The sequence below is a fragment of the Streptomyces spinoverrucosus genome (assembly GCF_006539505.1).
Lineage (GTDB): Bacteria > Actinomycetota > Actinomycetes > Streptomycetales > Streptomycetaceae > Streptomyces > Streptomyces spinoverrucosus.
This window is the reverse complement of the sequence record NZ_BJND01000020.1, coordinates 219,070-245,598: the sequence shown is the minus strand read 5'-3', so window position 1 is coordinate 245,598 and position 26,529 is coordinate 219,070. Positions and strand designations below refer to the sequence as shown.

Annotated in this window: 30 protein-coding genes; 16 read left to right on the top strand and 14 right to left on the bottom strand. The window is 71.0% G+C overall.

All coding sequences use genetic code 11. The annotated features are described in order from the left end of the window. On the bottom strand, positions 1-411 hold a 411-nt coding region (locus SSP24_RS15645), incomplete at its 3' end, for an arsenate reductase ArsC (protein WP_141310133.1). 91 nt (positions 412-502) lie between these two features. Here SSP24_RS15645 and SSP24_RS15640 point away from each other — a divergent pair. Genes SSP24_RS15640 through SSP24_RS15630 form a run of 3 tightly spaced genes read left to right on the top strand, consistent with a single transcriptional unit; the run spans position 503 to position 2,639 of the window. Next, positions 503-811 (top strand): ArsR/SmtB family transcription factor, encoded by a 309-nt coding sequence (locus tag SSP24_RS15640; RefSeq protein WP_141310132.1) that lies wholly within the window; start codon positions 503-505, stop codon positions 809-811. Continuing rightward, positions 808-1,587, top strand: coding sequence for an aquaporin (locus SSP24_RS15635; RefSeq protein WP_141310131.1), 780 nt, complete (start codon positions 808-810; stop codon positions 1,585-1,587). Before SSP24_RS15640 ends, SSP24_RS15635 begins: the two co-directional genes overlap by 4 nt. Then, positions 1,584-2,639 carry an ArsO family NAD(P)H-dependent flavin-containing monooxygenase gene (locus tag SSP24_RS15630; RefSeq protein ID WP_141310130.1) on the top strand — a complete coding sequence of 352 codons (1,056 nt, stop codon included), beginning with the start codon at positions 1,584-1,586 and terminating at the stop codon, positions 2,637-2,639. The genes SSP24_RS15635 and SSP24_RS15630 overlap by 4 nt, the downstream gene beginning before the upstream one ends. Before the next feature lie 47 nt (positions 2,640-2,686). Here the strand turns inward: SSP24_RS15630 and SSP24_RS15625 are convergent, their stop codons facing one another. Further along, a complete protein-coding gene (locus tag SSP24_RS15625) occupies positions 2,687-3,064 on the bottom strand; it encodes an ArsR/SmtB family transcription factor (protein ID WP_141310129.1) in 378 nt (125 codons plus the stop codon). 153 nt (positions 3,065-3,217) lie between these two features. Between SSP24_RS15625 and SSP24_RS15620 the strand changes: the two genes are divergently transcribed. The 3 genes from SSP24_RS15620 to SSP24_RS15610 all read left to right on the top strand — a co-directional run bounded on the left by SSP24_RS15620 (position 3,218) and on the right by SSP24_RS15610 (position 5,714). Then, positions 3,218-4,594: an NAD(P)-binding domain-containing protein gene (locus SSP24_RS15620; RefSeq protein ID WP_174864657.1), complete on the top strand. Its 1,377-nt coding sequence runs from the start codon at positions 3,218-3,220 to the stop codon at positions 4,592-4,594. Positions 4,595-4,622: 28 nt separating this feature from the next. Then, positions 4,623-5,027, top strand: coding sequence for an ArsI/CadI family heavy metal resistance metalloenzyme (locus tag SSP24_RS15615; protein WP_141310128.1), 405 nt, complete (start codon positions 4,623-4,625; stop codon positions 5,025-5,027). Positions 5,028-5,258: 231 nt separating this feature from the next. Further along, a complete protein-coding gene (locus SSP24_RS15610) occupies positions 5,259-5,714 on the top strand; it encodes an ATP-binding protein (RefSeq protein WP_141310127.1) in 456 nt (151 codons plus the stop codon). Between the two features lie 44 nt (positions 5,715-5,758). Here SSP24_RS15610 and SSP24_RS15605 read toward each other — a convergent pair whose 3' ends face one another. Beyond that, positions 5,759-6,646 (bottom strand): RNA polymerase sigma factor SigF, encoded by an 888-nt coding sequence (locus tag SSP24_RS15605; RefSeq protein WP_141310153.1) that lies wholly within the window; start codon positions 6,644-6,646, stop codon positions 5,759-5,761. A gap of 219 nt (positions 6,647-6,865) precedes the next feature. Between SSP24_RS15605 and SSP24_RS15600 the strand changes: the two genes are divergently transcribed. Continuing rightward, entirely contained in the window at positions 6,866-7,261 is a 396-nt protein-coding gene (locus SSP24_RS15600) for a helix-turn-helix domain-containing protein (protein ID WP_141310126.1), read from the top strand. A gap of 15 nt (positions 7,262-7,276) precedes the next feature. Here the strand turns inward: SSP24_RS15600 and SSP24_RS15595 are convergent, their stop codons facing one another. From SSP24_RS15595 to SSP24_RS15585, 3 genes are all read right to left on the bottom strand, one after another. Continuing rightward, on the bottom strand, positions 7,277-7,879 hold the full coding sequence (locus SSP24_RS15595; protein WP_141310125.1) for a ClpP family protease: 603 nt from the start codon (positions 7,877-7,879) through the stop codon (positions 7,277-7,279). Between the two features lie 2 nt (positions 7,880-7,881). Further along, positions 7,882-8,541, bottom strand: coding sequence for an ATP-dependent Clp protease proteolytic subunit (locus SSP24_RS15590; protein WP_141310124.1), 660 nt, complete (start codon positions 8,539-8,541; stop codon positions 7,882-7,884). Between the two features lie 125 nt (positions 8,542-8,666). Further along, positions 8,667-9,878, bottom strand: a complete 1,212-nt coding sequence (locus tag SSP24_RS15585) for an epoxide hydrolase family protein (RefSeq protein ID WP_141310123.1) — start codon at positions 9,876-9,878, stop codon at positions 8,667-8,669. A gap of 121 nt (positions 9,879-9,999) precedes the next feature. On the opposite strand from SSP24_RS15585, the gene SSP24_RS15580 reads away from it, so the two are divergent. After that, positions 10,000-10,482, top strand: coding sequence for a VOC family protein (locus tag SSP24_RS15580; protein WP_141310122.1), 483 nt, complete (start codon positions 10,000-10,002; stop codon positions 10,480-10,482). A 66-nt stretch (positions 10,483-10,548) separates the two neighbouring features. Here SSP24_RS15580 and SSP24_RS15575 read toward each other — a convergent pair whose 3' ends face one another. Further along, positions 10,549-10,848: a protein kinase family protein gene (locus SSP24_RS15575; protein ID WP_229866299.1), complete on the bottom strand. Its 300-nt coding sequence runs from the start codon at positions 10,846-10,848 to the stop codon at positions 10,549-10,551. Between the two features lie 95 nt (positions 10,849-10,943). Continuing rightward, on the bottom strand, positions 10,944-11,846 hold the full coding sequence (locus SSP24_RS15570) for an SGNH/GDSL hydrolase family protein (protein WP_141310120.1): 903 nt from the start codon (positions 11,844-11,846) through the stop codon (positions 10,944-10,946). 162 nt (positions 11,847-12,008) lie between these two features. Here SSP24_RS15570 and SSP24_RS15565 point away from each other — a divergent pair, with 162 nt between their 5' ends. Beyond that, positions 12,009-13,208 carry an esterase-like activity of phytase family protein gene (locus tag SSP24_RS15565; RefSeq protein WP_141310119.1) on the top strand — a complete coding sequence of 400 codons (1,200 nt, stop codon included), beginning with the start codon at positions 12,009-12,011 and terminating at the stop codon, positions 13,206-13,208. A gap of 243 nt (positions 13,209-13,451) precedes the next feature. On the opposite strand, the gene SSP24_RS15560 is transcribed toward SSP24_RS15565, so the two are convergent. Then, entirely contained in the window at positions 13,452-14,456 is a 1,005-nt protein-coding gene (locus SSP24_RS15560; RefSeq protein ID WP_174864656.1) for a zinc-binding alcohol dehydrogenase family protein, read from the bottom strand. Between the two features lie 190 nt (positions 14,457-14,646). On the opposite strand from SSP24_RS15560, the gene SSP24_RS15555 reads away from it, so the two are divergent. The 3 genes from SSP24_RS15555 (at position 14,647) to SSP24_RS42850 (ending at position 16,594) form a co-directional block, all read left to right on the top strand. Continuing rightward, positions 14,647-15,447, top strand: coding sequence for a VOC family protein (locus tag SSP24_RS15555; protein ID WP_141310118.1), 801 nt, complete (start codon positions 14,647-14,649; stop codon positions 15,445-15,447). Positions 15,448-15,508: 61 nt separating this feature from the next. Continuing rightward, complete coding sequence (locus tag SSP24_RS15550) at positions 15,509-16,210, top strand: ribonuclease H family protein (protein WP_141310117.1); 702 nt, start codon at positions 15,509-15,511, stop codon at positions 16,208-16,210. 105 nt (positions 16,211-16,315) lie between these two features. Then, positions 16,316-16,594 (top strand): hypothetical protein, encoded by a 279-nt coding sequence (locus SSP24_RS42850; protein WP_167529597.1) that lies wholly within the window; start codon positions 16,316-16,318, stop codon positions 16,592-16,594. 589 nt (positions 16,595-17,183) lie between these two features. On the opposite strand, the gene SSP24_RS15540 is transcribed toward SSP24_RS42850, so the two are convergent. Then, positions 17,184-17,858: a CAP domain-containing protein gene (locus SSP24_RS15540; protein WP_141310115.1), complete on the bottom strand. Its 675-nt coding sequence runs from the start codon at positions 17,856-17,858 to the stop codon at positions 17,184-17,186. Between the two features lie 498 nt (positions 17,859-18,356). On the opposite strand from SSP24_RS15540, the gene SSP24_RS15535 reads away from it, so the two are divergent. Further along, positions 18,357-19,928: a M1 family metallopeptidase gene (locus SSP24_RS15535; RefSeq protein WP_229866300.1), complete on the top strand. Its 1,572-nt coding sequence runs from the start codon at positions 18,357-18,359 to the stop codon at positions 19,926-19,928. A 227-nt stretch (positions 19,929-20,155) separates the two neighbouring features. Continuing rightward, positions 20,156-22,141, top strand: coding sequence for an N-acetylmuramoyl-L-alanine amidase (locus tag SSP24_RS15530; protein ID WP_141310114.1), 1,986 nt, complete (start codon positions 20,156-20,158; stop codon positions 22,139-22,141). Positions 22,142-22,148: 7 nt separating this feature from the next. Here SSP24_RS15530 and melC2 read toward each other — a convergent pair whose 3' ends face one another. Further along, entirely contained in the window at positions 22,149-22,976 is an 828-nt protein-coding gene (gene melC2, locus SSP24_RS15525) for a tyrosinase MelC2 (RefSeq protein ID WP_141310113.1), read from the bottom strand. A gap of 31 nt (positions 22,977-23,007) precedes the next feature. Beyond that, entirely contained in the window at positions 23,008-23,415 is a 408-nt protein-coding gene (gene melC1 / locus SSP24_RS15520; RefSeq protein WP_141310112.1) for an apotyrosinase chaperone MelC1, read from the bottom strand. Positions 23,416-23,738: 323 nt separating this feature from the next. On the opposite strand from melC1, the gene SSP24_RS15515 reads away from it, so the two are divergent. Both SSP24_RS15515 and SSP24_RS15510 read left to right on the top strand, forming a co-directional pair. Continuing rightward, positions 23,739-24,722, top strand: coding sequence for an aldo/keto reductase (locus SSP24_RS15515; RefSeq protein WP_141310111.1), 984 nt, complete (start codon positions 23,739-23,741; stop codon positions 24,720-24,722). 63 nt (positions 24,723-24,785) lie between these two features. After that, the gene (locus SSP24_RS15510) at positions 24,786-25,283 is read left to right on the top strand and encodes a DUF6328 family protein (RefSeq protein WP_141310110.1); all 498 of its coding nucleotides are present in this window, start codon (positions 24,786-24,788) and stop codon (positions 25,281-25,283) included. 13 nt (positions 25,284-25,296) lie between these two features. Here SSP24_RS15510 and SSP24_RS15505 read toward each other — a convergent pair whose 3' ends face one another. Both SSP24_RS15505 and SSP24_RS15500 read right to left on the bottom strand, forming a co-directional pair. Then, positions 25,297-25,962, bottom strand: a complete 666-nt coding sequence (locus SSP24_RS15505; protein WP_141310109.1) for a DUF2238 domain-containing protein — start codon at positions 25,960-25,962, stop codon at positions 25,297-25,299. Between the two features lie 124 nt (positions 25,963-26,086). Then, positions 26,087-26,512 carry an SsgA family sporulation/cell division regulator gene (locus tag SSP24_RS15500; RefSeq protein WP_167529596.1) on the bottom strand — a complete coding sequence of 142 codons (426 nt, stop codon included), beginning with the start codon at positions 26,510-26,512 and terminating at the stop codon, positions 26,087-26,089. Positions 26,513-26,529 lie beyond the last annotated feature (17 nt).

The following is a 26,529-nucleotide window of genomic DNA, read 5'->3' as shown; positions in this document are numbered from 1 at the left end:
TGCCGTCTTCTCCGGGGCGATCTCCTCGATCAGGCCCTCGACGAGCTTCTTGATCTCGTCCCGGATCGGCCGGACTGCCTCGACGCCCTGCCCCGCCGGGTCGTCCAGCTGCCAGTCCAGGTACCGCTTGCCGGGGAAGACGGGGCAGGTGTCGCCGCAGCCCATGGTGATGCAGACGTCCGACTCCTTCACCGCGTCCACGGTGAGCATCTTCGGGACCTCGGCGGAGATGTCGATGCCGACCTCGCGCATGGCTTCGACGGCGGCCGGGTTGACCTGGTCGCCCGGGTTGGAGCCGGCGGAGCGGACCTCGACACGGTCCCCGGCCAGGTGGGTCAGCCACGCGGCGGCCATCTGGGAACGGCCGGCGTTGTGCACACAGACGAACAGCACTGAGGGCTTGTCGGACATCAGGAGGTCTCTCTTGTCTCGCGCGGCATCAGGCGCGGATGACATCAGCACCTGGTGGTGTCAGCCACCACTGATGTGAGAGTATCAGTCCATGATGACGTCAGTCGACACTGACCTGATCCGGGTGCTGGCCGACCCGCTCAGGCTCCGGATCGTGACCCTGCTCGCCAAAGAAATGCTGTGCACCACCCACCTGGTGGAGGAGACCGGGGCGAGGCAGACCAACCTCTCCAACCACCTGAGAGTGCTGCGCGAGGCCGGGGTCGTCGAGACGGAGCCGTGCGGCCGGTTCACCTACTACCGGCTCAAGCCGGACGTCATCGCCTCACTTGCCGGCCAGTTCGCCGACCTGGCCGAGTCCGCTCGCACCGCCGCCGAGAACAAGAGGGCCTGCCCATGACCCCCGCCGAAGCCGCCCCGACCACGGAGTCCGCAAGACCCGTGGACGAACCCGAGGCCGTCGCTCCCGCGCCGGGCGCAACCCCGCCACGTAACCCACTGGTTGCCCGCGCCGCGGCCGAACTCATAGGTTCGGCGCTGCTGGTGGCGGTCGTGGTCGGCTCCGGCATCCAGGCCACCGACCTGACCAACGATGTCGGGCTGCAACTGCTGGCCAACTCCACGGCCACCGTCTTCGGCCTCGGCATCCTGATCCTCCTGCTCGGCCCGGTCTCCGGCGCGCACTTCAACCCGGTGGTCACGCTGGCCGAGTGGTGGACGGCTCGACGCGGCGGCGCCGGGGTCACCCCGCGCGAGGTGGCCGCGTACGTGCCCGCCCAGATCGTGGGCGCGATCGCGGGCGCGATCCTGGCGGACGCGATGTTCGGCGAGCCGCTGGTGAAGTGGTCCACGCACGACCGCTCGGCCAGTCACCTGCTGCTCGGCGAGGTCGTCGCCACGGCCGGTCTGATCCTGTTGATCTTCGGCCTGGCCCGCGCCGGCCGGCTGCAGTTCGCGCCGGTGGCCGTCGCCTCGTACATCGGCGCCGCGTACTGGTTCACCTCCTCGACGTCGTTCGCCAACCCGGCGGTGACGATCGGCCGCGCCTTCACCGACACCTTCGCGGGCATCGCCCCCGGCTCGGTCGCGGGATTCATCGGCATGCAGATCGTCGGCGGCGTGGTCGGACTGGCGCTGGTGGCCCTCATCTTCATGCCCGGACGACCGGCCGAATGAGCCGGCGGACGCAGGTGGTGGTGATCGGCGGCGGCCAGTCCGGGCTCGCCGCCGGCTACCACCTACGCCGCCTGGGCCTCGACTTCGTCATCCTCGACGCCCAGACCACACCGGGCGGCGCCTGGCAGCGCGCCTGGGACTCGCTGCGCCTGTTCTCCCCGGCCGCGTACTCCTCACTGCCCGGCCGCCTCATGCCCGCGCAGACCGGCGAGACCTACCCCGACGCGCAGCACGTGGTGGAGTACCTCACCGACTTCGAGAAGCGCTACGAACTTCCCATCGAGCGGTCCGTACGTGCCCTCGGCGTGCACCGGGACGGCGGGCTGTTGCGTGTGGAGACCGACTCCGGCGACTGGCGTGCCCGGGCCGTCATCAGCGCCACCGGCACCTGGTGGCGCCCCTTCCTGCCCGCGATGCGCGGCAGGGCGGACTTCCGTGGACGGCAGCTGCACACCGTCGCATACCGCAGCCCCGACGACTTCGCCGGGCAGCGCGTCATCGTGGTGGGCGGTGGCAACTCCGGTGCCCAGATCGCCGCCGACCTTGCCCACCGCACCGAGCTGACCTGGGTCACCCAGCGCCCGCCGCGCTTCCTGGCCGACGAGATCGACGGCCGCGCCCTGTTCGACGCGGCCACCGCCCGCCGCCGTGCACTGGACGCGGGCCGTACGGACACGGGTGGCGTCGCCTCGCTCGGCGACATCGTCGCCGTCCCGCCCGTACGCGAGGCACGCGACCGCGGCCTGCTCAAGGCGAGCCCGATGTTCACCCGTCTCGTCCCCGAAGGCGTCGAATGGGCCGACGGCACCCGCGCCGAGGCCGACGCGATCATCTGGTGCACCGGCTTCCGGCCCGCCCTGTCCCACCTCGCCGCCCTTCGGCTCCGCGGCCGACGCGGCCACTTCGCCACAGCAGGCACCCGGGCGCTGGACGAGCCGCGCCTGCACCTGCTCGGCTACGGCGACTGGACCGGCCCGGCGTCCGCCACCCTCATCGGCGTGGGGCGCCCGGCCCGTGAGGCCGCTCGGGAGATCGCCGACCTGCTCGCCTAGGGCGCGGTCCTACTGCGCCAGGTCGCCGTCACACCGCTAGGTCGCGGTCATACCGCGGCCGGCCCGATGGTCAGCAGCTTGCCCATCGCGGCCAGTACGGACGGCTCGACGCGGTAGTAGACCCAGGTGCCGCGCCGCTCGGAGGTCAGCAGCCCGGCCTCCTTGAGCTTCTTCAGGTGGTGGGAGACGGTCGGCTGGGAGACACCGACGTCGGAGATGTCGCACACGCATGCCTCGCCGCCCTCGTGCGAGGCGACCGCGGAGAACAGTCGTAGCCGCACCGGGTCGCCGAGGGCCTTGAACATCCGGGCGGCGGTCTCGGCCTCCTCCGCGGTGAACGGGCGCTCGGTGAGCGGCGGGCAGCACGGCGCCGCAGTCTCGCCGGGGGCGGGTTCCAGCAGCGGCAGCACGTTCGTATTCGACATGCATCTATGTTGACATACGTCAAACCAGCGGGCGAGGGGTCGGCCAAGCGTACCCAATTCGACGAATGTCTATGTTGACGTTCATCGAAGCAGGTGCCATCCTGTCAGCGCAAGCCATCGACGAATGTCGAAGCAAAGGGGAACCTCGTGGCCGTGTCCATCAACAGCGTGCCCACCACCGACCAGCTGCCCGTCGTGGTCATCGGAGCAGGCCCGATCGGCCTGGCCACCGCCGCCCGCCTCATCGAGCGCGGCCTCGAACCGCTGGTTCTGGAAGCCGGAGCGTCGGCCGGCACTGCCGTCCGCGACTGGGCGCACGTCCGGCTGTTCTCCCCCTGGTCGGAAGTCACCGACCCGGCGGCCGAGAAGCTCCTCGCACCGACCGGCTGGGTCCGCCCCGACGGCGCCGCCTACCCCACCGGCGGTGACTGGGCCGAGCGGTACCTGCAGCCGCTCGCCGACGCCCTCGGCGACAAGGTCCGCTACGACGCCACGGTGACCGGCGTGGCGCGCACGGGCCGGGATCGCATCGTCGACTCCGGCCGCGACGAGCAGCCCTTCACCGTGCACATCCGGACCGCGGACGGCAGCGAGGAGCGGATCACCGCCCGTGCCGTCATCGACGCATCCGGCACCTGGTCCACCCCCGGCCCGCTGGGCGCCAATGGCCTGCCGGCCCTCGGCGAGAGGACGGCCGCGGACCGCATCTCCTACCGCGTCCCCGACCTGGGCGACCCAGCGGTCCGCGCCCGTTACGCGGGCAGGCGCACCGCGGTCGTCGGTTCCGGCGCCTCCGCCTTCACCGCGCTCGCCCACCTGGCCGACCTGGCCAAGGAGGAGGACGGCACACACGCGGTGTGGATCCTGCGTCGCGGCATCACCGGTTCCACCTTCGGCGGCGGCGAGACCGACCAGCTCCCCGCCCGCGGCGCCCTGGGCCTGCGCGCCAAGGCCGCCGTCGAGGCCGGCCACGCCGGCGCGGTCACCGGATTCCGTACACAGGCGGTGGAACGCGACGGCGACCGGCTGGTCCTGATCGCCGAGGACGGCCGCCGCCTGGACCCGGTCGACGAGGTCATCGTCCTGACCGGCTTCCGCCCCGACCTGTCCTTCCTCTCCGAGATCCGCCTCGGCCTCGACGAGCGCCTCCAGGCCCCGACCGCGCTGGCCCCGCTCATCGACCCGAACGTCCACTCCTGCGGCACCGTCTACCCGCACGGCGTGACCGAGCTCTCCCATCCGGAGCAGGACGTCTACCTGGTCGGGATGAAGTCCTACGGCCGCGCCCCCACGTTCCTCGCCATGACCGGCTACGAGCAGGTCCGCTCCATCACCGCGGCCATCGCCGGAGACCGCGAGGCCGCCGAGCGCGTCGAACTGACCCTGCCCGAGACCGGAGTGTGCGGCGGCGCGGGCCTGTTCGACGACCCCGACGCCGCCCAGACCGGCGAGGGCGGCGGCTGCTGCGCCGCCCCGGCCACCCTGCAGATCGGCATCGGCGCTCCGGCCGTTTCCTCCGGCGGCTGCTGAACGCCTCACCCACTCAAGGAGGTTCGCCATGTCCCGCCTGCAACTCGCCCTCCGTGTCCCGGATCTCGACGCGTCCGTCGCCTTCTACAGCAAGCTGTTCGGCACCGAGCCCGCCAAACTCCGCGAGGGCTACGCCAACTTCGCCATCGCCGAGCCCCCGCTCAAGCTCGTCCTGATCGAAGGCACGGCGGGCGAGGCGACCCGTATGGACCACCTCGGCGTCGAGGTCGACAGCACCGAGGCCGTCCACGCCGCCACCACCCGCCTCAGCGAGGCCGGCCTGGCCACCACCGAGGAGAACGACACCACCTGCTGCTACGCCGTCCAGGACAAGGTCTGGGTGCACGGCCCCGGCCAGGAGCCCTGGGAGGTGTACGTCGTCAAGGCCGAGGCCGACTGCCTGGCCAAGCAGCAGGACAGCACCTGCTGCTGATCGTCGGCTCCGCCGTGCTGCTTCGCGTCCTCGACGGTCCAGCACCGCACTAGAGGTAAGGCCACGGCGTGGCCGCGGGCCATGCCGTAGCCCTCGTCCGTCGGCGGACGAATCGTCCGCAAACACCCCGGCAATGTGACGAGTCCGGCACTATGGACTGCGGCGCCCGGCTCGGGGTACGAGGACAGGTGCAGCAGCGTCCGGCATGGCCGGCTTCGGAGAGAGACACGCATGATCGAGCACGGGGACGGGGCCGTCGTACCGACTGGTTTCGACGTGCCCGTGGAGCCACTGCGGCGGGCGGCGCACTACACCGGCGAGCCCGGATGCATCGCCGAGGCGCGCTCCCTCGCCGCCTTCTTCGTCGAACAGCTCAGGACCGAGTGGTGCGCCGAGATCGACGCCCGCGCCGAGGGAGCGGTGCTCCTCGTGGTGAGCGAGCTGGTGACCAACGCGGACCGGCACAGCAACGGGCCGTACATCCTGGAGCTGGAGGGAACGGACAGCGTCCTGGCGGTGTCCGTCTACGACAGCAGCGCCGCCCTGCCCAGGCGGTTCCCGCGCGACCCGGCGCGCATAGGGCGGCACGGTCTGGAGATCGTGCACGCGCTGGCGACCGAGGTCACCGTCGAGCGGGTTCCGGTGGGCAAGCGGGTGCGTGCGGTGATGCGGCTGGACGGGGAGTGAGTCCCCGTCCTGGCACGTCGGCGCGTGGCCGGGGGCTTCATCCGTCAGGCGCAGCCCAGTTCTCCGAGCATGCCCCTGCGGAGCCGTACGATGATCCGCTTGAGCAGTCGGGACACATGCATCTGCGAGCAGCCGAGCCGTTCGCCGATCTCGGCCTGGGTGGCCTCCTCCACGAACCTCAGATGCAGGATCTGCCGGTCGCGCTCGTCGAGTTCGGCCATCAGCGGGGCGAGCGACTGGAAGTCCTCGACGAGCCGCAGTCCTTGTTCCTCGATGCCGATGAAGTCGGCGAGGACCGCCTCGCCGTTCTCCGGGCCGTCACCGGTGAGGGCGGCGTCCAGGGAGGCGGAGTTGTAGCCGTTCGCGGCGATCTGGGCCTCGATCACCTCGTCCTCGGAGATGTTCATCAGTGTGGCGAGTTCCGCGACCGTGGGGTCCCGGTCCAGCCGGCTGGCCAGCTCCTCGCGGGCCTTGGCCAGTTCGACGCGGAGTTCCTGGAGGCGGCGGGGGACATGCACGGCCCACGTGGTGTCGCGGAAGAACCGCTTGATCTCACCGACGATGTAGGGCAGCGCGAACGACGTGAACTCGACCTCGCGGGAGAGTTCGAACCGGTCGATGGCCTTGATGAGGCCGATCATCCCGGTCTGGACGATGTCCTCCATGTCGTCCCCGCGGTTGCGGAACCGGCCCGCGGCGAACCGCACCAACGACATGTTCATCTCGATGAGGGTGTTGCGCGCGTACTGGTACTCGTGCGTGCCTTCGTCGAGTTCGGCCAGGCGCGCGAAGAACTCGCGGGACAACTCGCGCGCGTCGCGTGGAGCCACGGTCCGGGGATCCACGACGTCCGGCGCCGGCCCCTCACCCGTCCTGGCCACGGGGCTGTCCTTGACGACCTCTGCCTGCGACCCGGTCACGGCGGTGTCCATTACCTCTCCCACGAAACTCATGGTGCGACGTCTGCCTCTTCGGCCTGCGAGTACCCGGCCCTCCCCCTCACATGCCCGCCAATTGTTGGGCGTGGCCGAATTGGACGCCTTGGGCCATGAGTTGGCCGGCCCCCGCTTCTCCGGGGCGTTTCGTCCGATTCCACCGAGGGCGGAACGTCGCGGACTTCCCCTGACGGCCCACGAACCTAGGCTGAAGAGGTGAGCAACCAAGCGCCGAACCAGCAGACGACGCCCAATGAGGCCCGTGTCATCCCGCTGCGCCCGCAGCCCGCCGGTGCTCCGGCCCGGCCCGCCGGCAAGGAGCCGCTCTGGCGTGACCTCGTCGGTGATGTGTTGCGGCGGGAGCGGCTCGCGCAGGAGCGGACGCTCAAGGACGTCGCCGACGCCGCGCGGATCTCGATGCCGTATCTGTCGGAGGTGGAGCGCGGCCGCAAGGAGGCCTCCTCGGAGGTACTCGCGGCCGCCGCCCACGCCCTGGGCCTCGGCCTGGGCGATCTGCTGGCGCGGGCGCACAGCGACCTCACCCGGCACACGCACGCGCGCGGCCGTGCCTCGTCCAGTACGCCCCACAACGGGCTCTGCCTGGCCGCCTGACGCCGGTCCGGCGCCTCAGACCTTCACGAGGCGCCGGCTCAGCACCTCGTCGGCCAGCCCGTACGCCACCGCCTCCTGCGCGGTGAACACCTTGTCGCGGTCCATGTCGGCGCGCAGGGTCGCGATGTCGTGGTGGGTGTGCCGGGCCAGCACCTCCTCGACCTGGGAGCGGATCCGCACCATCTCCTTGGCCTGCAGGGCGAGATCGGAGACCGTGCCCTGCCGCCCGCCGCTGGCCGGCTGCCCGAGCAGTACGCGCGCGTGCTCCAGCACGAACCGCCGCCCCGGATCCCCGCCGGCCAGCAGCACGGCCGCCGTGGACGCCGCCTGCCCGACGCAGAACGTCGAGATCGGCGCCTGCACGAACGTCATCGTGTCGTAGATCGCCATCAGTGAAGTGAACGATCCGCCGGGGGAGTTGAGGTAGATCGCGATCTCGTTCTCCGGCGCCGCCGACTCCAGATGCAGCAGTTGCGCGATGACGACGTTGGCCACGCCGTCGTCGATCTCGGTGCCGAGGAAAATGATCCGTTCCGACAGCAGCCGGCTGAACACGTCGTACGACCGCTCGCCCTGCGGGGTGCGCTCGACCACGTTCGGAATCGTGTACGTCCCCATGACTACAGCCCCATCCGTCGCCGCGCGGCGGCCGGGCGGACGTCGGCGAACGACTCCACCACCCGGTCCACCATGCCGTACTCCCTGGCCTGCTCGGCCGTGAACCAGCGGTCGCGGTCGCCGTCCCGGGAGATGGTCTCCGGGCTCTGCCCGGTGTGCTCCGCGGTGATCCGCTCGATGGTCCGCTTGGTGAACTCCAGGTTCTCCGCCTGGATCTCGATGTCCGCGGTCGTCCCGCCGATCCCGGCCGACGGCTGGTGCATCATGATGCGCGCGTTCGGCAGCGCGTACCGCTTGCCGGGCGCGCCGACGCTCAGCAGGAACTGCCCCATGCTGGCGGCGAACCCCATCGCGAGCGTGGAGACGTCGTTGGGGATCAGCCGCATGGTGTCGTAGATGGCGAGGCCCGCGTGCACCGAGCCGCCCGGGCTGTTGATGAACAGGCTGATGTCGGTGCGCGGGTCCTCCGCCGACAGGATCAGCAGCTGGGTGCAGACCCGGTTGGCGGAGACCTCGTCGACCTGGGTGCCCAGCAGGACGATCCGCTGCCCGAGCAGCTGGGCGGCCAGATGGTCGTCGAACCGGGTGGGCGGGGTGTCGCCCTCCTCGGCGCGGGGCGGCAACAGGGGTGTTCGTGGAAACAGCGGAGGCAGTGGAGACATGCGCGCTCCTCGGGTCGTAGGAGTGGAAGCGGTTGGTGCGTGCGATCGCGATGTCCACTCTCGGACCGGGACCCCGCCCGTGGCGGATTTCTCTGCCTGCGGCAGATTCGCCACCGGCAGAGCGCTCAGGCCTCCGGCTTCTCCCGCACCTGCCGGAAGAACGCGCGTACGTCCCCCACCAGCAGGTCCGGCTCCTCCATCGCCGCGAAGTGCCCGCCCCGGTCGAACCGCGTCCACCGCACGATGTTCTCCGTGCCGTCCGCCTTGTGCCGCAGCGGGATCTGCAGCTCCGCCGGGAACAGGGCCACGGCCGTCGGTGCGGCCGACGGCTCCTGCGGCCGGGCGACCCGGCCGTCGTGCGTGTGCGCCCGCTCGTAGTAGATCCGGGCGGACGAACCGGCCGTCCCCGTCAGCCAGTACAGCATCACGTTGGTGAGCAGCCGGTCCCGGTCGACGGCCTCCTCGGGCAACTCGTCGGAGTCCGTCCACTCCCTGAACTTCTCGACGATCCAGGCGAGTTGCCCGACGGGCGAGTCGGTCAGCGCGTACGCCAGGGTCTGCGGCCGGGTGGACTGCAGCACCGCGTACCCCGTGCCCTCCCGCGACCACGCGCTCCACCGGCGCCACGAGGTGAGCGTCCGCTCCCGCTCCTCGGCGCTGAGCCCCGCCAGCTCCTCACCGGTCGGCTCGGTGGTCGCCTGCGCGCCCGGCAGCAGGTTCAAGTGGACGCCGATCACCCGGCCGGGATGGGCGCGGCCCAGCTCGCGGGAGATCGCGGCACCCCAGTCACCGCCCTGCGCCCCGAACCTCTCGTAGCCGAGCCGGCTCATCAGCTCGGCCCACGCGTCGGCGACCCGGCCCGCCTCCCAGCCGGTGTCCGGCGTCGGCCCGGACAGCCCGAAGCCGGGGATGCTCGGCAGGACGACGTGGAACGCGTCCGCCGGATCACCGCCGTGCGCGGCCGGGTCGGTCAACGGCCCCACCACGTCCAGGAACTCCACGATCGAGCCGGGCCAGCCGTGCGTGACGACCAGCGGGGTGGCGTCCGGCTCGGGGGAGCGGACATGCGCGAAGTGGACGTTCGTCCCGTCGATCGTGGTCGTGAACTGCGGCCACTCGTTGAGCCGCGCCTCGGCCGCACGCCAGTCGTAGGTGTGCCGCCAGTACCGTACGAGCTCGCGCAGATAGTCGCCGGGCACGCCGTACGCCCAGCCGACGCCGGGCAGCTCCTCCGGCCACCGGGTGCGGTCGAGTCGGTCGTACAGGTCGTCGAGGTCGCGCTGCGGGATGTCGAGGCGGAAGGGCCGGATGCCGTCGGCGGGCGGTGACGTCGTCATGGTGGCGATGCTAGTTCGGAGGCTGCCCGCGGCCACCGAAGGATTCTGGGCGCGACCGATGAGTTTCGCGCGCCCTGCCGGTCGATACAGATGACCGCGTTCCACGCCCCAGGAGGTGCCCATGGCCACCGACGGATTCACCACGTGTCTCTGGTTCGACGACCAGGCCGAGGAAGCCGCACACCACTACGTCTCGATCTTCAAGAACTCCAGCGTCGGGAGCATCGCACGCTACGGCGAGGGCGCGCCCCAGCCCGCCGGCTCCGTGATGACCGTGGAGTTCACGGCCAACGGCCAGAAGTTCGTCGCGCTCAACGGCGGACCGCAGTTCAAGTTCAACGAGGCGATCTCCTTCCAGATCTTCTGCGCGGACCAGGCGGAGGTCGACTACTACTGGACCAAGCTCACCGAAGGCGGCGGCGAGCCCGGCCCCTGCGGCTGGCTGAAGGACAAGTACGGCGTGTCCTGGCAGGTCATCCCCGACGTGCTGATCGAGCTGGTCACGGACCCGGACCCGGAGAAGGCCAAGCGCGCGACCCAGGCGATGATGTCGATGGGCAAGCTCGACATCGCGGCCCTGCGGAAGGCGCACGCGGGGGAGTGAGCCAGGTGCCGGGGGAGGGGCCCGCTCCTGAGCCCCCGCCGGGAGCGGGCCCTGCCGTCAGACCCTTCACCCCCGCTCGGCCGGCATCTCCCTGATCACATGCCGCGAACTCGCGGCGAGCGGCGGATTGGTGTCCCAGTAGTACGGCAGCTGGATCAGCGAGATCGACAGCGCCCAGCAGCACGTTCCCCGGGGACAGGGAAACGGGAACCCCGCACCCGGCTCGCCCCGCCCGACCGGCCGGGGCGTGTCCAGCGGCAGCCGGGGCCCCAGCTCGGGCAGCCACCGCAGCTCGTGCTCCACATCCCCTACGGCCCCCGGATACCGCGGCAGCCGCACCACCAGCCCGCCGCCCAGCCGGAACATCGCGTTCTCGGTCCCCGACGACTCCAGCCGGCGCCCGGGCAGCTCCGCCCACTGCGGGAACGGCCCACCCCCTGTCGAATGACTTTGACCGCACGTCAGTCACGCGGGGCCGCCTCGCCGACCACCCGCGTGATCTCTCGCGCGATCCGCAGGATCCCCGGCGAGCGCACCGGGCACGGCTTGGGGGTCGACGTGGTGGGCGCCAGACAGAAGTGCAGGTAGTCGTCGTCGCGGTGGAGCGCGGTGCGGTCGCTGCCGGGCTGGGTGCAGTAGTCGGGGTGGGCTCGCTCGTACGCGGTGCAGGGCAGGTACTGGGTCCAGGTGTAGCGGCCCCCGGCGGGGCTGACCGCCCCGCCCGCGTCGGCGACCAGGTCGCCGGTGGCCGCGGCCCGCTCCTCGTAGACGGCGTTCACGCGCCGCACCCGGTCGGGGGTGATCGGGTCCGGGCCCTGCAGCACCCAGACGATCCGCGGCCGCCGGTCGCGGCCGGCCGCGTCGATCTGCTCGGTAAGGCGCCGCGCGTCGGCGGCGTACCGCTCCAGATAGCGGGCGCGGGAGGCGTCATACGTGATGCCGTCCATGCATGGCGTGTAGCCCCAGGCGTTGCCCCAGAACTGCAGCACCACGACGTCCGGACGCACCGACCGCACCAGGGCCGCCGCCTTGTCCGCGTCCGGCACGAGGGACCGCTTGCCGGTGCCCTCCAGGTAGTCGCACAGGGTGGTGCCGGAGTAGGGCGCGCTCGTGTAGTTCGCCCGCAGGTCCCGGCGGAGTTCCTCGCCGAGGACTTTGTGGTTCTCCATCGCCAGCGAGTCGCCGATATAGAGGACAGTCGGTGCTTTCGCGGGGGCGCGTGGCGCGCGTTGCTGGGTGGTGGTCGGCGCTTCGGGTACCGAGGGCGCGGGCGGTGCCGCCTCCGGCTCGGACGCCGGATCCCCGCAGCCGCCGAGCAGCACGGCACCGGCCAGCAGTACCCCGACCACCCACCGCCTGCCCATACGGCAACTCCCGCCCCGCCACCGACAAGGCCACCCAGGCAAGCACAGCCCGACGGCCGGGGGAAGACACGCGTCGGACACGGAAGCCACGACCGCACATGTGTCCGGTTTCGTCTTTCCGTGTTGGCGTATTGGTCATACGGTGTCTCTACGGTGCCCGCCATGAGACGACCTTCGATCTTGCTCAGCGCCACCGTTCTGACCGTGGCGCTGGCCTCTCCCGCGGTGGCCGGAAACGGCTCCGCGGACGGCGACTTCGGGCGGCCCACGCTGACCGGGTTCGCCTCTCTGCCGGCCGAGACGTTCGTGCCGAACAGCGAGGAGTCCGGCGCGCTCATCGGCGCCGGCCCCTTCAACGGCATCGCGGCACCCTTCGCCGACCAGCCCGTCCAGGGCTTCAGCGGCATCGTCAACCGGCACGACGGCACCTTCGACGTGCTGTCCGACAACGGTTACGGCAGCAAGGCCAACAGCGCCGACTTCCTGCTGCGCGTCCACCGCATCAAGCCGGACGTGAAGACCGGCAAGGTCCGGGTGCTCGGCGGCTTCAACCTGAGCGACCCGTACCGCAAGGTGCCGTTCCCGCTCACCCGCGCCGACCGGGTGCTGACCGGCGCCGACTTCGACGTCGAGTCGATCGTGCGAGTCGCCGACGGCACGTACTGGATGGGCGACGAGTTCGGCCCGTTCCTGCTGCACTTCGACGCCAAGGGGCGGCTTCTCGAAGCGCCCATCGCGCTGGACGGCGTACAGGCGCCCGAGAACCCGTACCTCGACGGGGCTCAGCCGACCATCGGCGGCAGCAAGGGCTTCGAGGGCCTGGTCCGCTCCGTCGACGGCCGCCGCCTCTACCCGCTGCTGGAAGGCACCGTCACCGGCGACACGCCCGGCGACCTGCGGTTCAGCGAGTTCGACCTGCGTAAGCGCGCCTACACCGGCAAGCGGTTCGTCTACCGCCTGGAGTCGACCGCGCACGCCATCGGTGACGCCATCGCCGTCGACCGGCATCGCTTCCTGGTCATCGAGCGCGACGGCGGCCAGGGCGACGCGGCCAAGTTCAAGCGGCTCTACCTCGCCGACACCCGCGACCGCGACCACGACGGCGTGATGGACAAGACGCTGGTCGCCGACCTGCTGGACATCGCCAACCCCAAGGGGATCGGCGGCTTCGGCGAGACGTTCCGCTTCCCGTTCACCACCATCGAGGACGTCGTCCTGCTCGACGACCGGACGCTGGCCGTGCTGAACGACAACAACTTCCCGTTCTCGTCCGGCCGTACGCCGGGCAAGGCCGACAACAACGAGTTCATCACCATCCGGCTGACGGACCGCCTGCACGCCGACCGGCGCGCCTTCCGCTGACCTAGGGCCTGTCCGGCGGATCATGTCGACGTCGCGGGGCCTGGCACGCCCTCCCCCAGAGGGGGTACCCCCAGCGGCGTTGTCGTCGGTTGCCGACGCTCCGCGTCGGCGCCCTCCTCCGCCTTGCAGCTGGACGCACCAGGCCCCGCTCACCTGCGCCGATGAGGTGCCGTCCTTGCAGTCGGCCTGATCCGCCGGACAGGCCCTACCCCCGGCCCGGACCGGTCGCCCCGTGCGGCCGGTCTACCCGTCGTTCACCAGCACCGCCGCACCGTCGAACCGCCCCGCCTTGAGATCCGCCAGCGCCTGTGCCGCCCGCGCCATCGGATAGGTGTGCGTCGTCGCCCGTACGCCGTGCCGCGCGGCCAGCGCCAGGAACTCGCGGGCGTCCGCGCGCGTGTTGGAGGTGACGCTGCGCACCTCCTTCTCGTAGAACAGCTCGCTCACGTAGCGCAGTGGCGGGATGTCGGTCAGATGGATGCCGGCGACGGACAGCACCCCGCCCCGGTCCAGCGCCCGCAGCGCCACCGGGACCAGCTCCCCGGCCGGGGCGAACAGGATCGCGCTGTCCAGCGGCTCCGGCGGCGTCTGCAGCACGTCCCGCGCCGACGCCGCGCCCAGCTCCAGCGCCAGCCGCCGCGCCGCCGCGGACCGGGTCAGCACATGCACCCTGGCGCCCTCGGCGAGCGCCACCTGCGCACACAGATGAGCGCTGCCCCCGAAGCCGTACAGACCGAGCCGCCCGCCTGGCGGCAGTGCGGCCCGCTTCAGGGCCCGGTAGCCGATGATCCCGGCGCACAGCAGCGGCGCCGTCGTCACGTCGTCGAGCCCGGCCGGCAGCCGGTGTGCGAACGCCGCCGGTACGGTCGTGTACGCGGCGTATCCGCCGTCGGCGTCCCAGCCCGTGTACCGCGAGGCCGGGCACAGGTTCTCGGCGCCGCGCACACAGTAGGCGCAGCTGCCGTCGGTGCTGCGCAACCAGGCCACGCCCACCCGGTCCCCGGCCACGAAGCCGCGCACTGCCGCCCCGAACGCGGCCACGACGCCCACCACCTCGTGCCCCGGCGTGACCCCCGGCCGGTGCACGGGCAGGTCGCCCTCGGCGACATGCAGATCGGTACGGCACACCCCGCACGCCCGCACCCGCACGAGCAACTCGTCCTGGCCGGGCACCGGCACCGGCTTGTCCACCAGCCGCAGACCGCCCGCCTCCACCGGCCCCGGCGCCACCACCGACCAGGCCCGCATCGTCCCGTCCGGCACCGCCATGGCGCGCCCCGCTTCCCCGAAGAGCCCCCGCGTCAGCCGTATCCGGGGCCCCCTGCGCCCGGATTCCCTTCCAGTCTGGGACGGAACGGCGCGTTCGGCGCGCGGGTGGCATCCCGGATGACTAGCGTGAGAAATCGGACAACCCCACCGATCCGGAAGGGCCGCGGCCATGGCTGTGCAACCTGAGGGAACCCCCATTTGGGCCGACGCGATGTTCGGCGACGTCGAGGGAGCCAAAACCTTCTACGGCGACGTCCTCGGCTGGACCTTCGGCGAGGCGTCGACGGAGTACGGCAACTACACGCAGGCCTACTCGAACGGCAAGGCGGTCGCCGCCGTCGTACCGCCGATGCCCGGCCAGGAGGGCCAGTCGCAGTGGTGTCTGTACTTCGCCTCCCCGGACGCGGCCGCAACCGCCGCCAGGATCCGCGAGAACGGCGGCCAGGTGCTGATGGAGCCGATGCAGGTCGGCGACTTCGGCAGCATGTGCCTGGCCAGTGACCCGACCGGTGTCGTCTTCGGTGTGTGGCAGCCGGGCACCCACGAGGGGTTCGAGGCGCCCATGGAGCAGCCGGGCGCCTACTGCTGGGCGGAGGTCTTCACCCGCGAGCCCGAGAAGTCGGACGCCTTCTTCTCCGCCGTCTTCCCGTACACGGCCCAGCAGATGGAGGACGACGACGTCGACTTCCGGATCTTCAACCTGGAGGGCAACCCCGTCCTGGGCCGGATGAAGATGACGGACGAGTTCCCGCCCGAGGTGCCGCACTACATCAACGTCTACTTCAGCGTCGCCAACTGCGACGACGCCGTCGCCCGGGCCACCAAGCTGGGCGGCGTGCTGCGGTTCGGGCCGATGGACAGCCCGTTCGGACGGTTCGCCGCGATCAGCGACCCGCAGGGCGCGAACTTCTCGGTGATCGACACCACGACCACCGTGGGCGAGATGCCGACCCTGAGCGACGTGTCCTGACCCATTCCGCGCTCATGGCCCCTGACCGACTCCGCGATCAGGGGCCCGTCCCGTTCGTGGCATGATCGGACACATGCGTGAACGAGTGGTGGCCGCGTGCGACGGGGCTTCGAAGGGAAACCCCGGACCGGCGGGCTGGGCCTGGGTCGTCGCCGACGAGGGCGAGACCCCCACCCGGTGGGAGTCCGGCCCGCTGGGCAGGGCCACCAACAACGTCGCCGAACTCACCGCACTGGAGCGGCTGTTGGCCGCGACGGACCCGGGCGTGCCGCTGGAGATCCGGATGGACTCGCAGTACGCCATGAAGGCCGTCACGACCTGGCTGCCCGGCTGGAAGCGCAACGGCTGGAGGACGGCCGCCGGCAAGCCGGTCGCCAACCAAGACCTGGTCGTGCGCATCGACGAACTGCTCGACGGCCGCACGGTCGAGTTCCGCTACGTCCCCGCCCACCAGGTCGACGGCGACCCGCTCAACGACTTCGCCGACCGCGCCGCCAGCCAGGCCGCCTCCGTGCAGCAGCCCGCGGGCAGCGACCTCGGCTCACCGGAGCCGCCGCCCGCCCCGGACACCCCGCCGACGGCTCCGCGCCGCCGGTCGGCCATGGCCAAAGCGGCCCGGAAGGGCGGCGGTTCCGCCCGCACGATCAAGGCGAAGTTCCCCGGCCGCTGCGTGTGCGGCCGCCCCTACGCGGCCGGCGACCCGATCACCAAGAACGCCCAGGGCTGGGGCCACCCGGAGTGTCGTACCGCAGACTCGCAGTGACCGGAGCCGGAGCCGGGCGCACCGTCACCTCCTGACCCCGGAACGCAGCAATGCGCGGCTCCCGGGTGGGAGTCGCGCATCGCGTCGGCATCGCCGCGACTGTCAGTGGCCACCACCGCCACCGCCACCGCCGCCGTGACCGCCACCGCCGCCGCCGCCGTGACCGCCACCGCCGCCGTGACCGCCACCGCCGCCGTGACCGCCACCGTGACCGCCACCGTTGCCGTGGCCGCCGTTGCCGCCGTGACCGTTGCCGTGGCCGTTGCCGCCCCGACCATCGTGACCGTTGTCGTGGCCGTTGCCGCCCCGACCGTCGTGACCGTTGTGGCCCCGACCGTCATGGTCGTCGTCATCGTCCCACGAGCCGCGATGGTCGTCGTATGACTTGTTGTAGTTGTGGTCATGGCCCTGGACACCGGCCGAAGCCGTGCCCGCTGTGCCGATCGCCGCGCCGCCGGCCATCAGGACTGTGGTGGCAGACGCCGCGATGAGACGCCTCGCGCGAAGTGATCGCATGGTTTTACCTTTCCTTCCATCGTCTCGCGCAGCTCCCACGCACGAGATGGATGGCCGCGGCCGCAACTGGTGAAGCGAGCGGCGCGGTCATGGGCGTCGCCGCAAGAATGGAGAAGCACCTCTCGGCCGCCGACGCCTTTTGTCAGCCGCGCTGTGTCACGCGGGCGAGCTACGGTCGCGGTCCTCGCTGTGCAGGAACCTTGCCGGCCGGGGCGTGCCCCGGTTTGCGGCTTTCATCACTAGACGTTAGTCGCGCACCCCAGACGCGGCATCTTGAAACAGGCCGATTTCAAAAATCGTTGAAATTGACTGCATAGCCGTGCAAATGGTCGTATTGGCCTGCATTACCGGCGGCCTGACATGCGGTCAGTGTCCGTATCGGTACAGCGGGTGGTTCTCATGCCACTGCCGCCCCGGTGACCAGTCCCGGGGCGGCAGTGGGTGGTGCGTCGATGTTTCAGCGAGCGGTGCCGAAGTCCTGCGTCCAGTAGTTGCCGGGCTGCGCCAGGCCGACGCCTATCTCCTTGAAGGCGCAGTTCAGAATGTTGCGCTTGTGGCCGGGGCTGGACATCCAGCCCGCCATGACCTGCTCGGGCGAGCTGTATCCGTATGCGACGTTCTCGCCGTACGTGCTCCAGGCGTACCCGGCCTTCGTGATCCGGTCGCCCGGATTCGAACCGTCGGAGCCCGTGTGCGACATGGTGCGGTGGCTCGCCATGTCGGCGCTGTGATCCTGGGCGGCCTTCGTGAGCTGGGCGTTCAGCTTCACGGGGGCGCAACCGGCCTTGCCGCGCTCGCTGTTCACCAGGGTCACGACGCGCTGTACGGCACTGGATGCCGCGGCCGGCGCGTCGGAGGTGCTCGGCGAGGTGGCCGTGGGCGTGCTGCTCTGCGGGGCTGCCGGCGCGTCCGGGGCGGTGGTTTGCGGTGAAACGGTGGTTTGCTGCGAATCGGATGCGTTCATCCAGTTCTGCCACCGGTCCCACCGGTTGTAGGGAGCGGTGGCCTCGGCGGCCTCGGCGCCCCCGTCGTTCAGACAGGCCATGGCGGCGGACGGTACTGCCAGCGCAGTGAGGGCGACGGCAGCGACGGCTATGTGCCGGTGGCGCGTCTTCCTGCGGTGCTTCCTCATGGGACCTCGCTCGGTCGTGGCGGGTCGCCTCCGGCGGTCGGCACGGCATGGATGCCGCGCCTGACCTGCGGTGACGCGTTCTGGGGCCGTCATTGTTAAGACCGGGATGAGTAGGGGGCAACGAGGACCACTACTACCCGGCCTCGTAGCGCCGAAGGCCCTTGAACCGGGCGCGTGGGTGTGCACATCCGGCTCGCCGCAGCCGTGGCGGCGCCTGACGCCCCCTCAACGGTTCGCGTGCGCCGGGTGAGTGGCGTGGAGGAGGTACGCAGGACCCGTGTCGCCGGGTCAGGCAGGCCGTTTGTCTGGTTCCAGGTGCAAAGTCGGGCTATATCGCCCGGGCGCTATGTACTACCGAGCCACGTTGACGTCCGAGGGGCGCGTGATGGATATCACTGTGGGGCCCTGCAACCTTTTCCGGTGGACCGCTAGCCCGCACGGATGGAAGCGGCGCGCATATAAGCCGATTTGCGGACATCTTGCTGGCATAGTGCGCCCATGAAGATCCCGACTGCCGGCCGCCGAGACAGGAAGCAGCGCCCCCGCCGCAGGGCCCTCGTCCTCGCTCTCGCTCTTACCGCCGCCGTCGGCATCACCGGAGCCGCCGTACTCACCGGCACGCTCACCTTCGGGACTCACGGGCCCACCGCACATCCCGGCCCCGCCCCTGCTCCCGGCCCGTCCGTCGCCCCGTCCGGCCCGGCCCCGTCGCCCGGCGCCCCGGGTATCGGCGACCCGCTCCTGCCGCACGACGGCAACGGCGGCTACACGGTCCGCCGTTACACGCTCGCCTTCGACTGGCGCGCCCCGCGCACGCCCTTCGCCGCCCGCGCCACCATCAGCGCCACCGCCACACAGGCGCTGTCCCGCTTCAACCTCGACTTCGCGGGCAACACGCTGCACACGGTCACCGTCGACGGCGCACCGGCGACCGCCGAACGTGACGGCGACGAACTCCTCGTCACGCCCGCGAGGCCGATCCCCAAAGGCAACCCCTTCACCGTGCGGGTCGCCTACACGGCCGATCCGACCCAGCAACGGCAGCGCGACGACGCGATCCGGACGTACGGCTGGGTGCCCACGTCCGACGGCACCGTGGTGTGTGCGCAGCCCAACGGCGCCAAGATGATCTTCCCGGTGAACGACCACCCCAGCCTCCGGGCGCCCATCACCTTCCGCATCACCACCCCGCCGGGCCTCAGCGCGGTGGCCAACGGGCGGCTCGTCGAGCGCGTCCGGCGACCCGACGGACGGGTCCGGTGGACGTACGACTCCGAGCACCCGGTCGCGGCCCAGCTGATCCAGCTGGCGATCGGGAAGTTCACGTTCGTCGACAGCACCGGCCCGCGCGGGCTGCCGGTCCGCGACGTGGTCCCCGAGGACCTGGTCGCCGACACCGAGGACCACCGCTCCCGCACCTCCGAGCACCTGACCTGGCTGGAACGGCGGCTCGGCCCGTACCCCTTCCGCCGCTACGGCGTACTGGTCGGGGACACCGACCTGCCGGTGGCGCTGGAGACACAGGCGCTGTCCGTGGTGCCGAGGGCCGCGCTGCTGGGTGACCGGGTCGACGCCGAACGCGACCTCGTGCACGAGCTGGCGCACCAGTGGACCGGTAACAGCGTCGCCATCCGGCGATGGTCCGACCTGTGGCTGAGCGAGGGACACGCCCGCTTCTACGAACGTCTCTACTCCGACGAACACGGCGGCGTCGCCATCGAGGACGCGATGCGGGCGGCCTACGAGCAGCACGACCGGTGGCGGCACGACGCCGGGGCGCCCGCCGAACCCACCGAGCCGACCCTGTTCAAGGTGATGCGGTACGACGGCTCGGCGCTGGTGCTCTACGCCCTGAGGGAGAAGGTCGGCGAAGAGACGTTCGACCGGATCGAGCGGTCCTGGGTGACGAAGTACCGGGGCCGGGTCGCCGGCACCCGCGACTTCATCGCCCTCGCGTCCGACGTGGCGGGTGAGGACCTGACGCCGTTCCTGACGCCGTGGCTGTACGGGGAGCGGACCCCGCCCATGCCGGGGCATCCCGACTGGGAGGTGGACCCGGTTCAGGACTGAGCGGGCATGCGGCAAGTCCCGGACCGTACCCGTCGGTACGGGGTCCTGGGGCGACTCCCGCCCGGGCGGAGGTACTGCCGCTGACCGGGTGGCCTGTGGCGGGCGGCTGGTCCAGCCCGGTGACGCTTGGCGCGACGTGGCGCTGCGGGCACGGAAGCGTACGAGGGGTGACGTGGAGAGCGACTCCGCCGTCGTGGTTGCGCCGAGCATCGCCGGAGGCCTTTGCTATGACAGAACCCGCCGCCCCCCGTGTCCCCGACGCCGTACGCCGGCGCCGCCGCCGGGTCGTCTGCGTGGCCGCGTCAGTGGCGCTCCAGGTCCCGCTGCTGGTCACGCTGCTGAGCCTGCCACCCGCCGACAAGGATCCGGGGGTCGGGAGCGCCGCGGCGGACGAGCGGCGTCTGCAGGACGTCTTCACGGCCGCCGCCGCCGAGTACGGCGTGCCGCGCAACGTGCTCATGGGCGTGTCCTACCAGCAGTCGCGATGGGACTCCCATCGGGGAGCGCCGAGCGTCGTCGGCGGCTACGGGCCGATGCACCTGGTGGACGTGCCCTACGCCCAGGGGATGCTGCCCGGTGGGGGTGCTCTCGCGGGCCCGCAGACCTCGAAACACACGGGGAACTCCCGGGGCACCCGCTCCGCGCAGCCGGCCGACCTGCAGCGCGCCGCCCGCCTCATCGGGGTCCCGGTCGAGCAGCTGCGAACGGACCCCGCCGCCAACGTGCGCGGCGGCGCGGCACTCCTCGCGGCGATCCAACGCGAGCTCGGCAAGCCGCTCAGCCCCGACCCCGCCGACTGGTGGGAGGCGGTGGCGCGTTTCCCGGGCATGAGCGACACCGTCTCGGCGAACACGTACGCGCACGACGTCTTCACCGTGATCCGGCGCGGCGCCCACCGCACCACCGATACGGGGCAGCACATCACCCTCCCCGCCAGCCCCGGCGTACGGCCCCATCCGAACAATCCCCGGCAGCCGAAGGACATCGAGTGCCCGCCGGAGCTGTCCTGCTCCTGGCTCAGAGCTCCGTACGTCGAGATCGGTGACGGCGAATACGGCAACTACGACCCGGCCGACCGGCCCAACGACCAGAAGATCGAGTACATCGTCATCCACGACACCGAGGGGCCCCTGCCGTCCATGTTCAAGACGGTCGAGGACCCGTACGAGGTGTCCTGGCACTACTCGATCCGCTCCAGCGACGGCCACGTCACCCAGCACGTCAAGACGAAGGACGCGGCCCGGCACTCCGGCAGCCAGTACATCAACGCCCGCTCGATCGGCATCGAGCACGAAGGGGTCCTCACCCAGCCCGAGACCTGGTACACCGAGCAGATGTACCAGGCCTCGGCCCGCCTGGTGCGCTACCTGGCCGAGAAGTACGACATCCCGCTCGACCGGCAGCACATCTTCGGCCACGACAACGTGCCGTCCCCGATGGGCGTGACCATCCCCCACATGCACGACGACCCCGGCCCCTTCTGGGACTGGCAGCACTACTTCGACCTGCTCGGCGCGCCGCTGCGCGGCAAGGCCGGACGGGACAGCGACATGGTGATGATGCTGCCCGACTACACCACCCACAAGCCGCTGTTCACCGGATGCAAGACCAGCGGTGTGGCGTGTGCGCCGCACGGCTCCAGCGCCGTCCGCCTGCACACCGAGCCACGCGACGACGCCCCGCTGATCCAGGACCCCGGCCGCCGCCCGGGCGGCGATCCCTCCACGGAGGACGTCAACGACCTCGGGTCGAGAGTCTCCGCCGGCCAGATCTTCGCGGTCGCCGGCCGCAGCGGCGACTGGACGGCGATCTGGTACCAGGGCCGCAAGGCCTGGTTCAAGAACCCCAAGGTACGCCCGACGGCCGTTGCCACGACCGGCCGGATGGTGACCCCGAAGGACGGTCTGAGCGAGATCCCGGTGTACGGGCGTGCCCTCCCGGAGGCGGACGCCTATCCGGACGATGTGCCCGTGAAGGCCGAATCGCCGCTCCCGTACAGCCTCCTCGCGGGCCAGCGCTATGTGACACAGGACCGGGTCGCCGGTTCCTACGTCGACAAGTCGGGCTCCGACGGCACGTTCCGTGTGGTGAAGGGCGAAGAGGAGTTCTACGAGATCCAGTTCGGCCACCGGCTCGCATACGTCCGCGCGAGCGACGTGGACGTGGTGGACTCACCCGGCGCGGCAGGAGCACCGTCACGCCCGCGTCGGTGACACGGCCCTAGGCGTCCGTGTCGAACGTGTAGTGGGCGGTGTGGTCCAGCAGGTCCGCCGGGGTCACGTCGTTCCACGGCTTCATCGGCTCGTTCAGGTCGACCACGTTCGGCGTCCCCGCCGCCGGGACATAGCCGGATCCCGGATGCCGGCGCTGCCACTCGGCCCACAGCTTGTCGATGAAGGCGTGGTGCAGCCAGAACACCGGATCGTTGGGGGAGACACCGGTGGCCATCTGGCCGCCGACCCAAACGTGCACCCGGTTGTGCAGATTGACCCCGCGCCAGCCCTCCAGATGGTTGCGGAAGCCCTCCGAGGCGCTGTTCCACGGCGCCATGTCGTACGTCGCCATGGCGAGCACGGAGTCCACCTCGGCCCGCGTCGGCAGCTCCCGCACGGCGCTGCCCAGCGACCGGCGCAGGAACGTCCGCCCGTCGACCCGCACGTTGATCGGCCAGTCGCCGCTCGCCGCGGAGAACGGCCCGTCCCCCACGCGCCCGTCACGGGCCCGCCCGTTGCCGCCGAGGAAGTCCGGCCCCCACAGCGAGGACCGCACGGAGCGATCGGCGGTCCAGTCCCAGTACGGCAGCGTCACCGACGCGTCCACCGACTGCAACGCCCGTTCGAACTCCAGCAGGAATCTGCGATGCCAGGGCAGGAACGACGGTGAACGGTGCCCGGTGCGTTCGCCGTTGTCGGTGTCACCGAGGATGAAGGCGTTGTGCGTCGTGACGAACTCGTCGTAACGGCCACTGCGCTTGAGCTCCAGGAGTGCTGCGACGAAACGCCGCTTCTCGTCGGTGGTCAGGGTCGCCTGGTTCTTGCGGACGGTCATGTGCGGTGCTCCAAGTGTGGTGCGGGAGAGGTCAGTTGGCGGGGAACGGGACGAGCTCGGCGCCCTGCAGCTCGTCGACGGCGGCGCGCGCGGCGGCACGCGGGGTGGGCACCGGGTCGTAGTGGCTGACCACGCTGATCCAGGTGCCGTCGGCGTTCCGCATCACGTGCAGCTCGGCGCCGTCGACGAACACGGCATAGCCGCCGCCGTGATGCTGGTGACCGCCCCCGGCGACGGGTCGGCCCTGTATCCGGCGGCCCTTGTAGACCTCGTCGAAGGGTGCGGGGGAGGCGTGGCCGTGGTCGTGCCCGGTCGGGTCCTGGGCGGGAGCGGCGTTGGCGTCGGCCGCCGCGCCCGAGGCGACGACAGAGGTGGCGCCGGCGGTCGCGGCGAGGGCGGCCGCGGCGGTGAGCGCGCGGCGACGGCTGAGTTCCGGCATGCGGACCTCCAGGGGTCAGGGGACGCTGCTTTCGGCAGGTCGTTCGATTGGCGACCCCGCATGCCTATCGGTCCGATGGAAGGCGGAAGAAATCACCCGCGCATGGTTGGCTCCGATCCGGACAAGTGCCCACATGTCGTGCAAGGTTGAACCAAGATGATCTTGTCGGCGTGCCTGTCCGGCAGACCCCGGAAGGGGGAATTCCTTCCCCTGGGAGCGATCTCTCCGGCATTCCTTCGCCGATCGCCGTCGCCACAGTGGCCTGGCTCACTCGGTGAAACTGACGCGAACGCACGCCGGTGGCAGATGACAGACTGACGTCCATGGAAGAGCGTGAATTCGGCAGGTCGGGTCAGCATGCGTCGGTCGTCGGTCTCGGCACCTGGCAACTGGGCGCCGACTGGGGAGACGTCGACGAGAAGGAAGCCCTCACGGTGCTGGAGGCGGCGGCCGAGTCGGGGGTGACCTTCTTCGACACCGCCGACGTCTACGGCGACGGGCGCAGCGAACAGACCATCGCCACGTTCATCAGCAGCCGGCCGGACCTGCATGTGCTGGTCGCGACCAAGATGGGCCGCCGGGTCGAGCAGATCCCCGGGAACTACGTCCTGGACAACTTCCGCGCCTGGAACGACCGGTCCCGCCGCAACCTCGGCGTCGACCGCATCGACCTCGTGCAGCTGCACTGCCCGCCCACGCCCGTCTACTCCTCCGACGAGGTCTTCGACGCCCTGGACACCCTGGTCGAGGAGGAGCGCATCGCCGCGTACGGCGTCAGCGTGGAGACCTGTGCCGAGGCGCTCACCGCGATCGCCCGGCCGAACGTGGCGAGCGTGCAGATCATCCTCAACCCGTTCCGGATGAAGCCGCTGCGCGAGGTGCTGCCCGCCGCCCGGGAGTCCGGCGTCGGCATCATCGCCCGGGTGCCGCTGGCGTCGGGCCTGCTGTCCGGCAAGTACACCAAGGACACGGTCTTCCCGGAGAACGACCACCGCACCTACAACCGGCACGGCGAGTCCTTCGACGTGGGCGAGACCTTCTCCGGCGTCGACTACGCCACCGGCGTCGAGGCCGCCGCCGAGTTCGCCGCCCTCGCCCCCGACGGGTACACCCCGGCCCAGCTGGCCCTGCGCTGGATCATCCAGCAGCCCGGCGTCACCACCGTGATCCCTGGCGCCCGCTCCGCGCAGCAGGCCCGCGCCAACGCGGCCGCCGCCGGGCTGCCGGCCCTGCCCGACGCCACGCTCACCGCCATCCAGGACCTGTACAACCTGCGGATCAAGGACCAGGTCGAGACGCGCTGGTAGCAGCGCCGCGCACGGGGAACCCGGTTGGGAAGAACCTTTGGTCATTCTCAACCGGGAGGAACCGTGTCGACCGCGGAAGGCAGTGTGCGCAGGTCCAGGGGGCGTGACGAGACCGAGGAGGAGCGAGCCGACCGCATGTGGGGCGAGCTCATCCAGGAGGTCCGTGTCGCGCAGATGGGCGTCCAGATCCTGTTCGGTTTCCTGCTGACCGTCGTCTTCGCCCCGACCTTCGCGGACCTGCCGGACACGGACCGGAGGATCTACATCGTGACCGTGGTCCTGGGCGCCACAGCGACCGGCGCCCTGATCGGACCGGTGTCCCTGCACCGCCTGGTGTCCGGCCGCCGGGTGAAACCGCAGGCGGTGACCTGGGCCTCCCGGCTGACCCTGGTGGGCCTGGTCCTGCTGCTCGCCACCATGGTCTGCTCGCTGCTGCTGATCCTGCGCGTGGCTACCCACGACCCCTACGTGCCGTGGCTGGTCACGGGCGTCGTCCTTTGGTACGTGCTGTGCTGGTTCGCGCTGCCGCTGTGGACCCGGCGCCGTCATACGAGTCACTGAGCCGTCGTACGCGTCACTGACGGGACAGCGCGGCCAGCTGCCGGTCGTGGAACCGGCTGAGCAGGAGCAGCGAGGCGGTGGCGCCGATCAGGGCGCAGAACATGTCCCACTGCGTGTCCCACACGTCGCCCTGCGTGGCCAGGAACGCGTCCGCCGCCTCGCCGCCGATCACGGCCGCCGCCCACTCCAGCATCTCGAAGACCGCGCTGAAGGCGAGGCACGCGCACACGGTCAGCGGCGCCAGCCAGCGGCTGCCGCGCAGCGGTGAGGTGCGCACGAGCAACTCCCGTACCAGGATGGCGGGTGCGAAGCCCTGCATGAGGTGACCGAAGCGGTCGTAGGGGTTGCGGTCCAGGCCGAAGGTGTCGCGCACCCAGTCACCGAGCGGGACCTGCGCGTACGTGTAGTGGCCGCCCAGCACCAGGACCAGCGCGTGCGCGGCCAGCAGGCAGCACAGCAGGCCGGTCATCGGGAACCGCCGCCAGGTCAGGAACAGCAGCGGCAGTCCGACGATCACCCACACCGTCTCCAGGAACCAGGTCGCCCGGTCGTGCGGCTCCCAGGCGGAGACCGCCAGTGCCACGACCACCAGCGCGGCGAGCAGCAGGGGCAGGCGCCGGCCGGAGCGGGTGACGGACAGCGGCGGCATCGGGCGTGGCTCGGGACTGACAGCGGACATGGGGACCACTCCTCTTCGTGGGAGCCCCATGGTGGCGGCGCCGGGCGACCCGGACATGAGTACGGCTACTCAACTCCGCCACGCGCCCAGGCATGCCTACGCTCGCTCAACTCCCGCCGCACCCTCAGCCCTCGGCGATGACCTCGGCCAGGAAGTGGTCCACCTCGATCCGCTCCTGACCGGGCGCGACGATCTCGTGGGTCTGGCGCAGGAACGACTCCACGGCCGGGGCCCAGGCGAACACCACCGCATGATGGCGTTCGCCGTCGGACCGGGCGTCGCCGAGGAACTCCATGCGCAGCTCCTCCCACACGCCCGTCGACACCGGGCGGAACCGCACATCGCCCATGCCGACGGGCCGGTGCAGCCCGTCGAGGACCATCTCGCGGTCCAGCCGCCACCGGGCCAGCACATGCCCGTCGTGACTGAACACCGCGGTGACGGCGAACGGGTCGTCGGCGTCGTAGCTGAGGTGGGCGAGCACGGGGAAGCGTTCCGTGGCGCCCGCCTGGAGCTGCATGACCAAGGTCTTGTGCACATTGGGGTTCACGAGAGGGCCTCCGAGGA

What these genes read in the sequence shown, in the direction of transcription:
- SSP24_RS15640 (WP_141310132.1), top strand. Translation starts at nt 503, where the DNA reads ATGATGACGTCAGTCGACACTGACCTGATCCGGGTGCTGGCCGACCCG.
- SSP24_RS15635 (WP_141310131.1), top strand. Translation starts at nt 808, where the DNA reads ATGACCCCCGCCGAAGCCGCCCCGACCACGGAGTCCGCAAGACCCGTG.
- SSP24_RS15630 (WP_141310130.1), top strand. Translation starts at nt 1,584, where the DNA reads ATGAGCCGGCGGACGCAGGTGGTGGTGATCGGCGGCGGCCAGTCCGGG.
- SSP24_RS15625 (WP_141310129.1), bottom strand. Translation starts at nt 3,064, where the DNA reads ATGTCGAATACGAACGTGCTGCCGCTGCTGGAACCCGCCCCCGGCGAG.
- SSP24_RS15615 (WP_141310128.1), top strand. Translation starts at nt 4,623, where the DNA reads ATGTCCCGCCTGCAACTCGCCCTCCGTGTCCCGGATCTCGACGCGTCC.
- SSP24_RS15610 (WP_141310127.1), top strand. Translation starts at nt 5,259, where the DNA reads ATGATCGAGCACGGGGACGGGGCCGTCGTACCGACTGGTTTCGACGTG.
- SSP24_RS15605 (WP_141310153.1), bottom strand. Translation starts at nt 6,646, where the DNA reads ATGGACACCGCCGTGACCGGGTCGCAGGCAGAGGTCGTCAAGGACAGC.
- SSP24_RS15595 (WP_141310125.1), bottom strand. Translation starts at nt 7,879, where the DNA reads ATGGGGACGTACACGATTCCGAACGTGGTCGAGCGCACCCCGCAGGGC.
- SSP24_RS15590 (WP_141310124.1), bottom strand. Translation starts at nt 8,541, where the DNA reads ATGTCTCCACTGCCTCCGCTGTTTCCACGAACACCCCTGTTGCCGCCC.
- SSP24_RS15585 (WP_141310123.1), bottom strand. Translation starts at nt 9,878, where the DNA reads ATGACGACGTCACCGCCCGCCGACGGCATCCGGCCCTTCCGCCTCGAC.
- SSP24_RS15580 (WP_141310122.1), top strand. Translation starts at nt 10,000, where the DNA reads ATGGCCACCGACGGATTCACCACGTGTCTCTGGTTCGACGACCAGGCC.
- SSP24_RS15575 (WP_229866299.1), bottom strand. Translation starts at nt 10,848, where the DNA reads ATGTTCCGGCTGGGCGGCGGGCTGGTGGTGCGGCTGCCGCGGTATCCG.
- SSP24_RS15570 (WP_141310120.1), bottom strand. Translation starts at nt 11,846, where the DNA reads ATGGGCAGGCGGTGGGTGGTCGGGGTACTGCTGGCCGGTGCCGTGCTG.
- SSP24_RS15565 (WP_141310119.1), top strand. Translation starts at nt 12,009, where the DNA reads ATGAGACGACCTTCGATCTTGCTCAGCGCCACCGTTCTGACCGTGGCG.
- SSP24_RS15560 (WP_174864656.1), bottom strand. Translation starts at nt 14,456, where the DNA reads ATGCGGGCCTGGTCGGTGGTGGCGCCGGGGCCGGTGGAGGCGGGCGGT.
- SSP24_RS15555 (WP_141310118.1), top strand. Translation starts at nt 14,647, where the DNA reads ATGGCTGTGCAACCTGAGGGAACCCCCATTTGGGCCGACGCGATGTTC.
- SSP24_RS15550 (WP_141310117.1), top strand. Translation starts at nt 15,509, where the DNA reads ATGATCGGACACATGCGTGAACGAGTGGTGGCCGCGTGCGACGGGGCT.
- SSP24_RS15540 (WP_141310115.1), bottom strand. Translation starts at nt 17,858, where the DNA reads ATGAGGAAGCACCGCAGGAAGACGCGCCACCGGCACATAGCCGTCGCT.
- SSP24_RS15535 (WP_229866300.1), top strand. Translation starts at nt 18,357, where the DNA reads ATGAAGATCCCGACTGCCGGCCGCCGAGACAGGAAGCAGCGCCCCCGC.
- SSP24_RS15530 (WP_141310114.1), top strand. Translation starts at nt 20,156, where the DNA reads ATGACAGAACCCGCCGCCCCCCGTGTCCCCGACGCCGTACGCCGGCGC.
- melC2 (WP_141310113.1), bottom strand. Translation starts at nt 22,976, where the DNA reads ATGACCGTCCGCAAGAACCAGGCGACCCTGACCACCGACGAGAAGCGG.
- melC1 (WP_141310112.1), bottom strand. Translation starts at nt 23,415, where the DNA reads ATGCCGGAACTCAGCCGTCGCCGCGCGCTCACCGCCGCGGCCGCCCTC.
- SSP24_RS15515 (WP_141310111.1), top strand. Translation starts at nt 23,739, where the DNA reads ATGGAAGAGCGTGAATTCGGCAGGTCGGGTCAGCATGCGTCGGTCGTC.
- SSP24_RS15505 (WP_141310109.1), bottom strand. Translation starts at nt 25,962, where the DNA reads ATGTCCGCTGTCAGTCCCGAGCCACGCCCGATGCCGCCGCTGTCCGTC.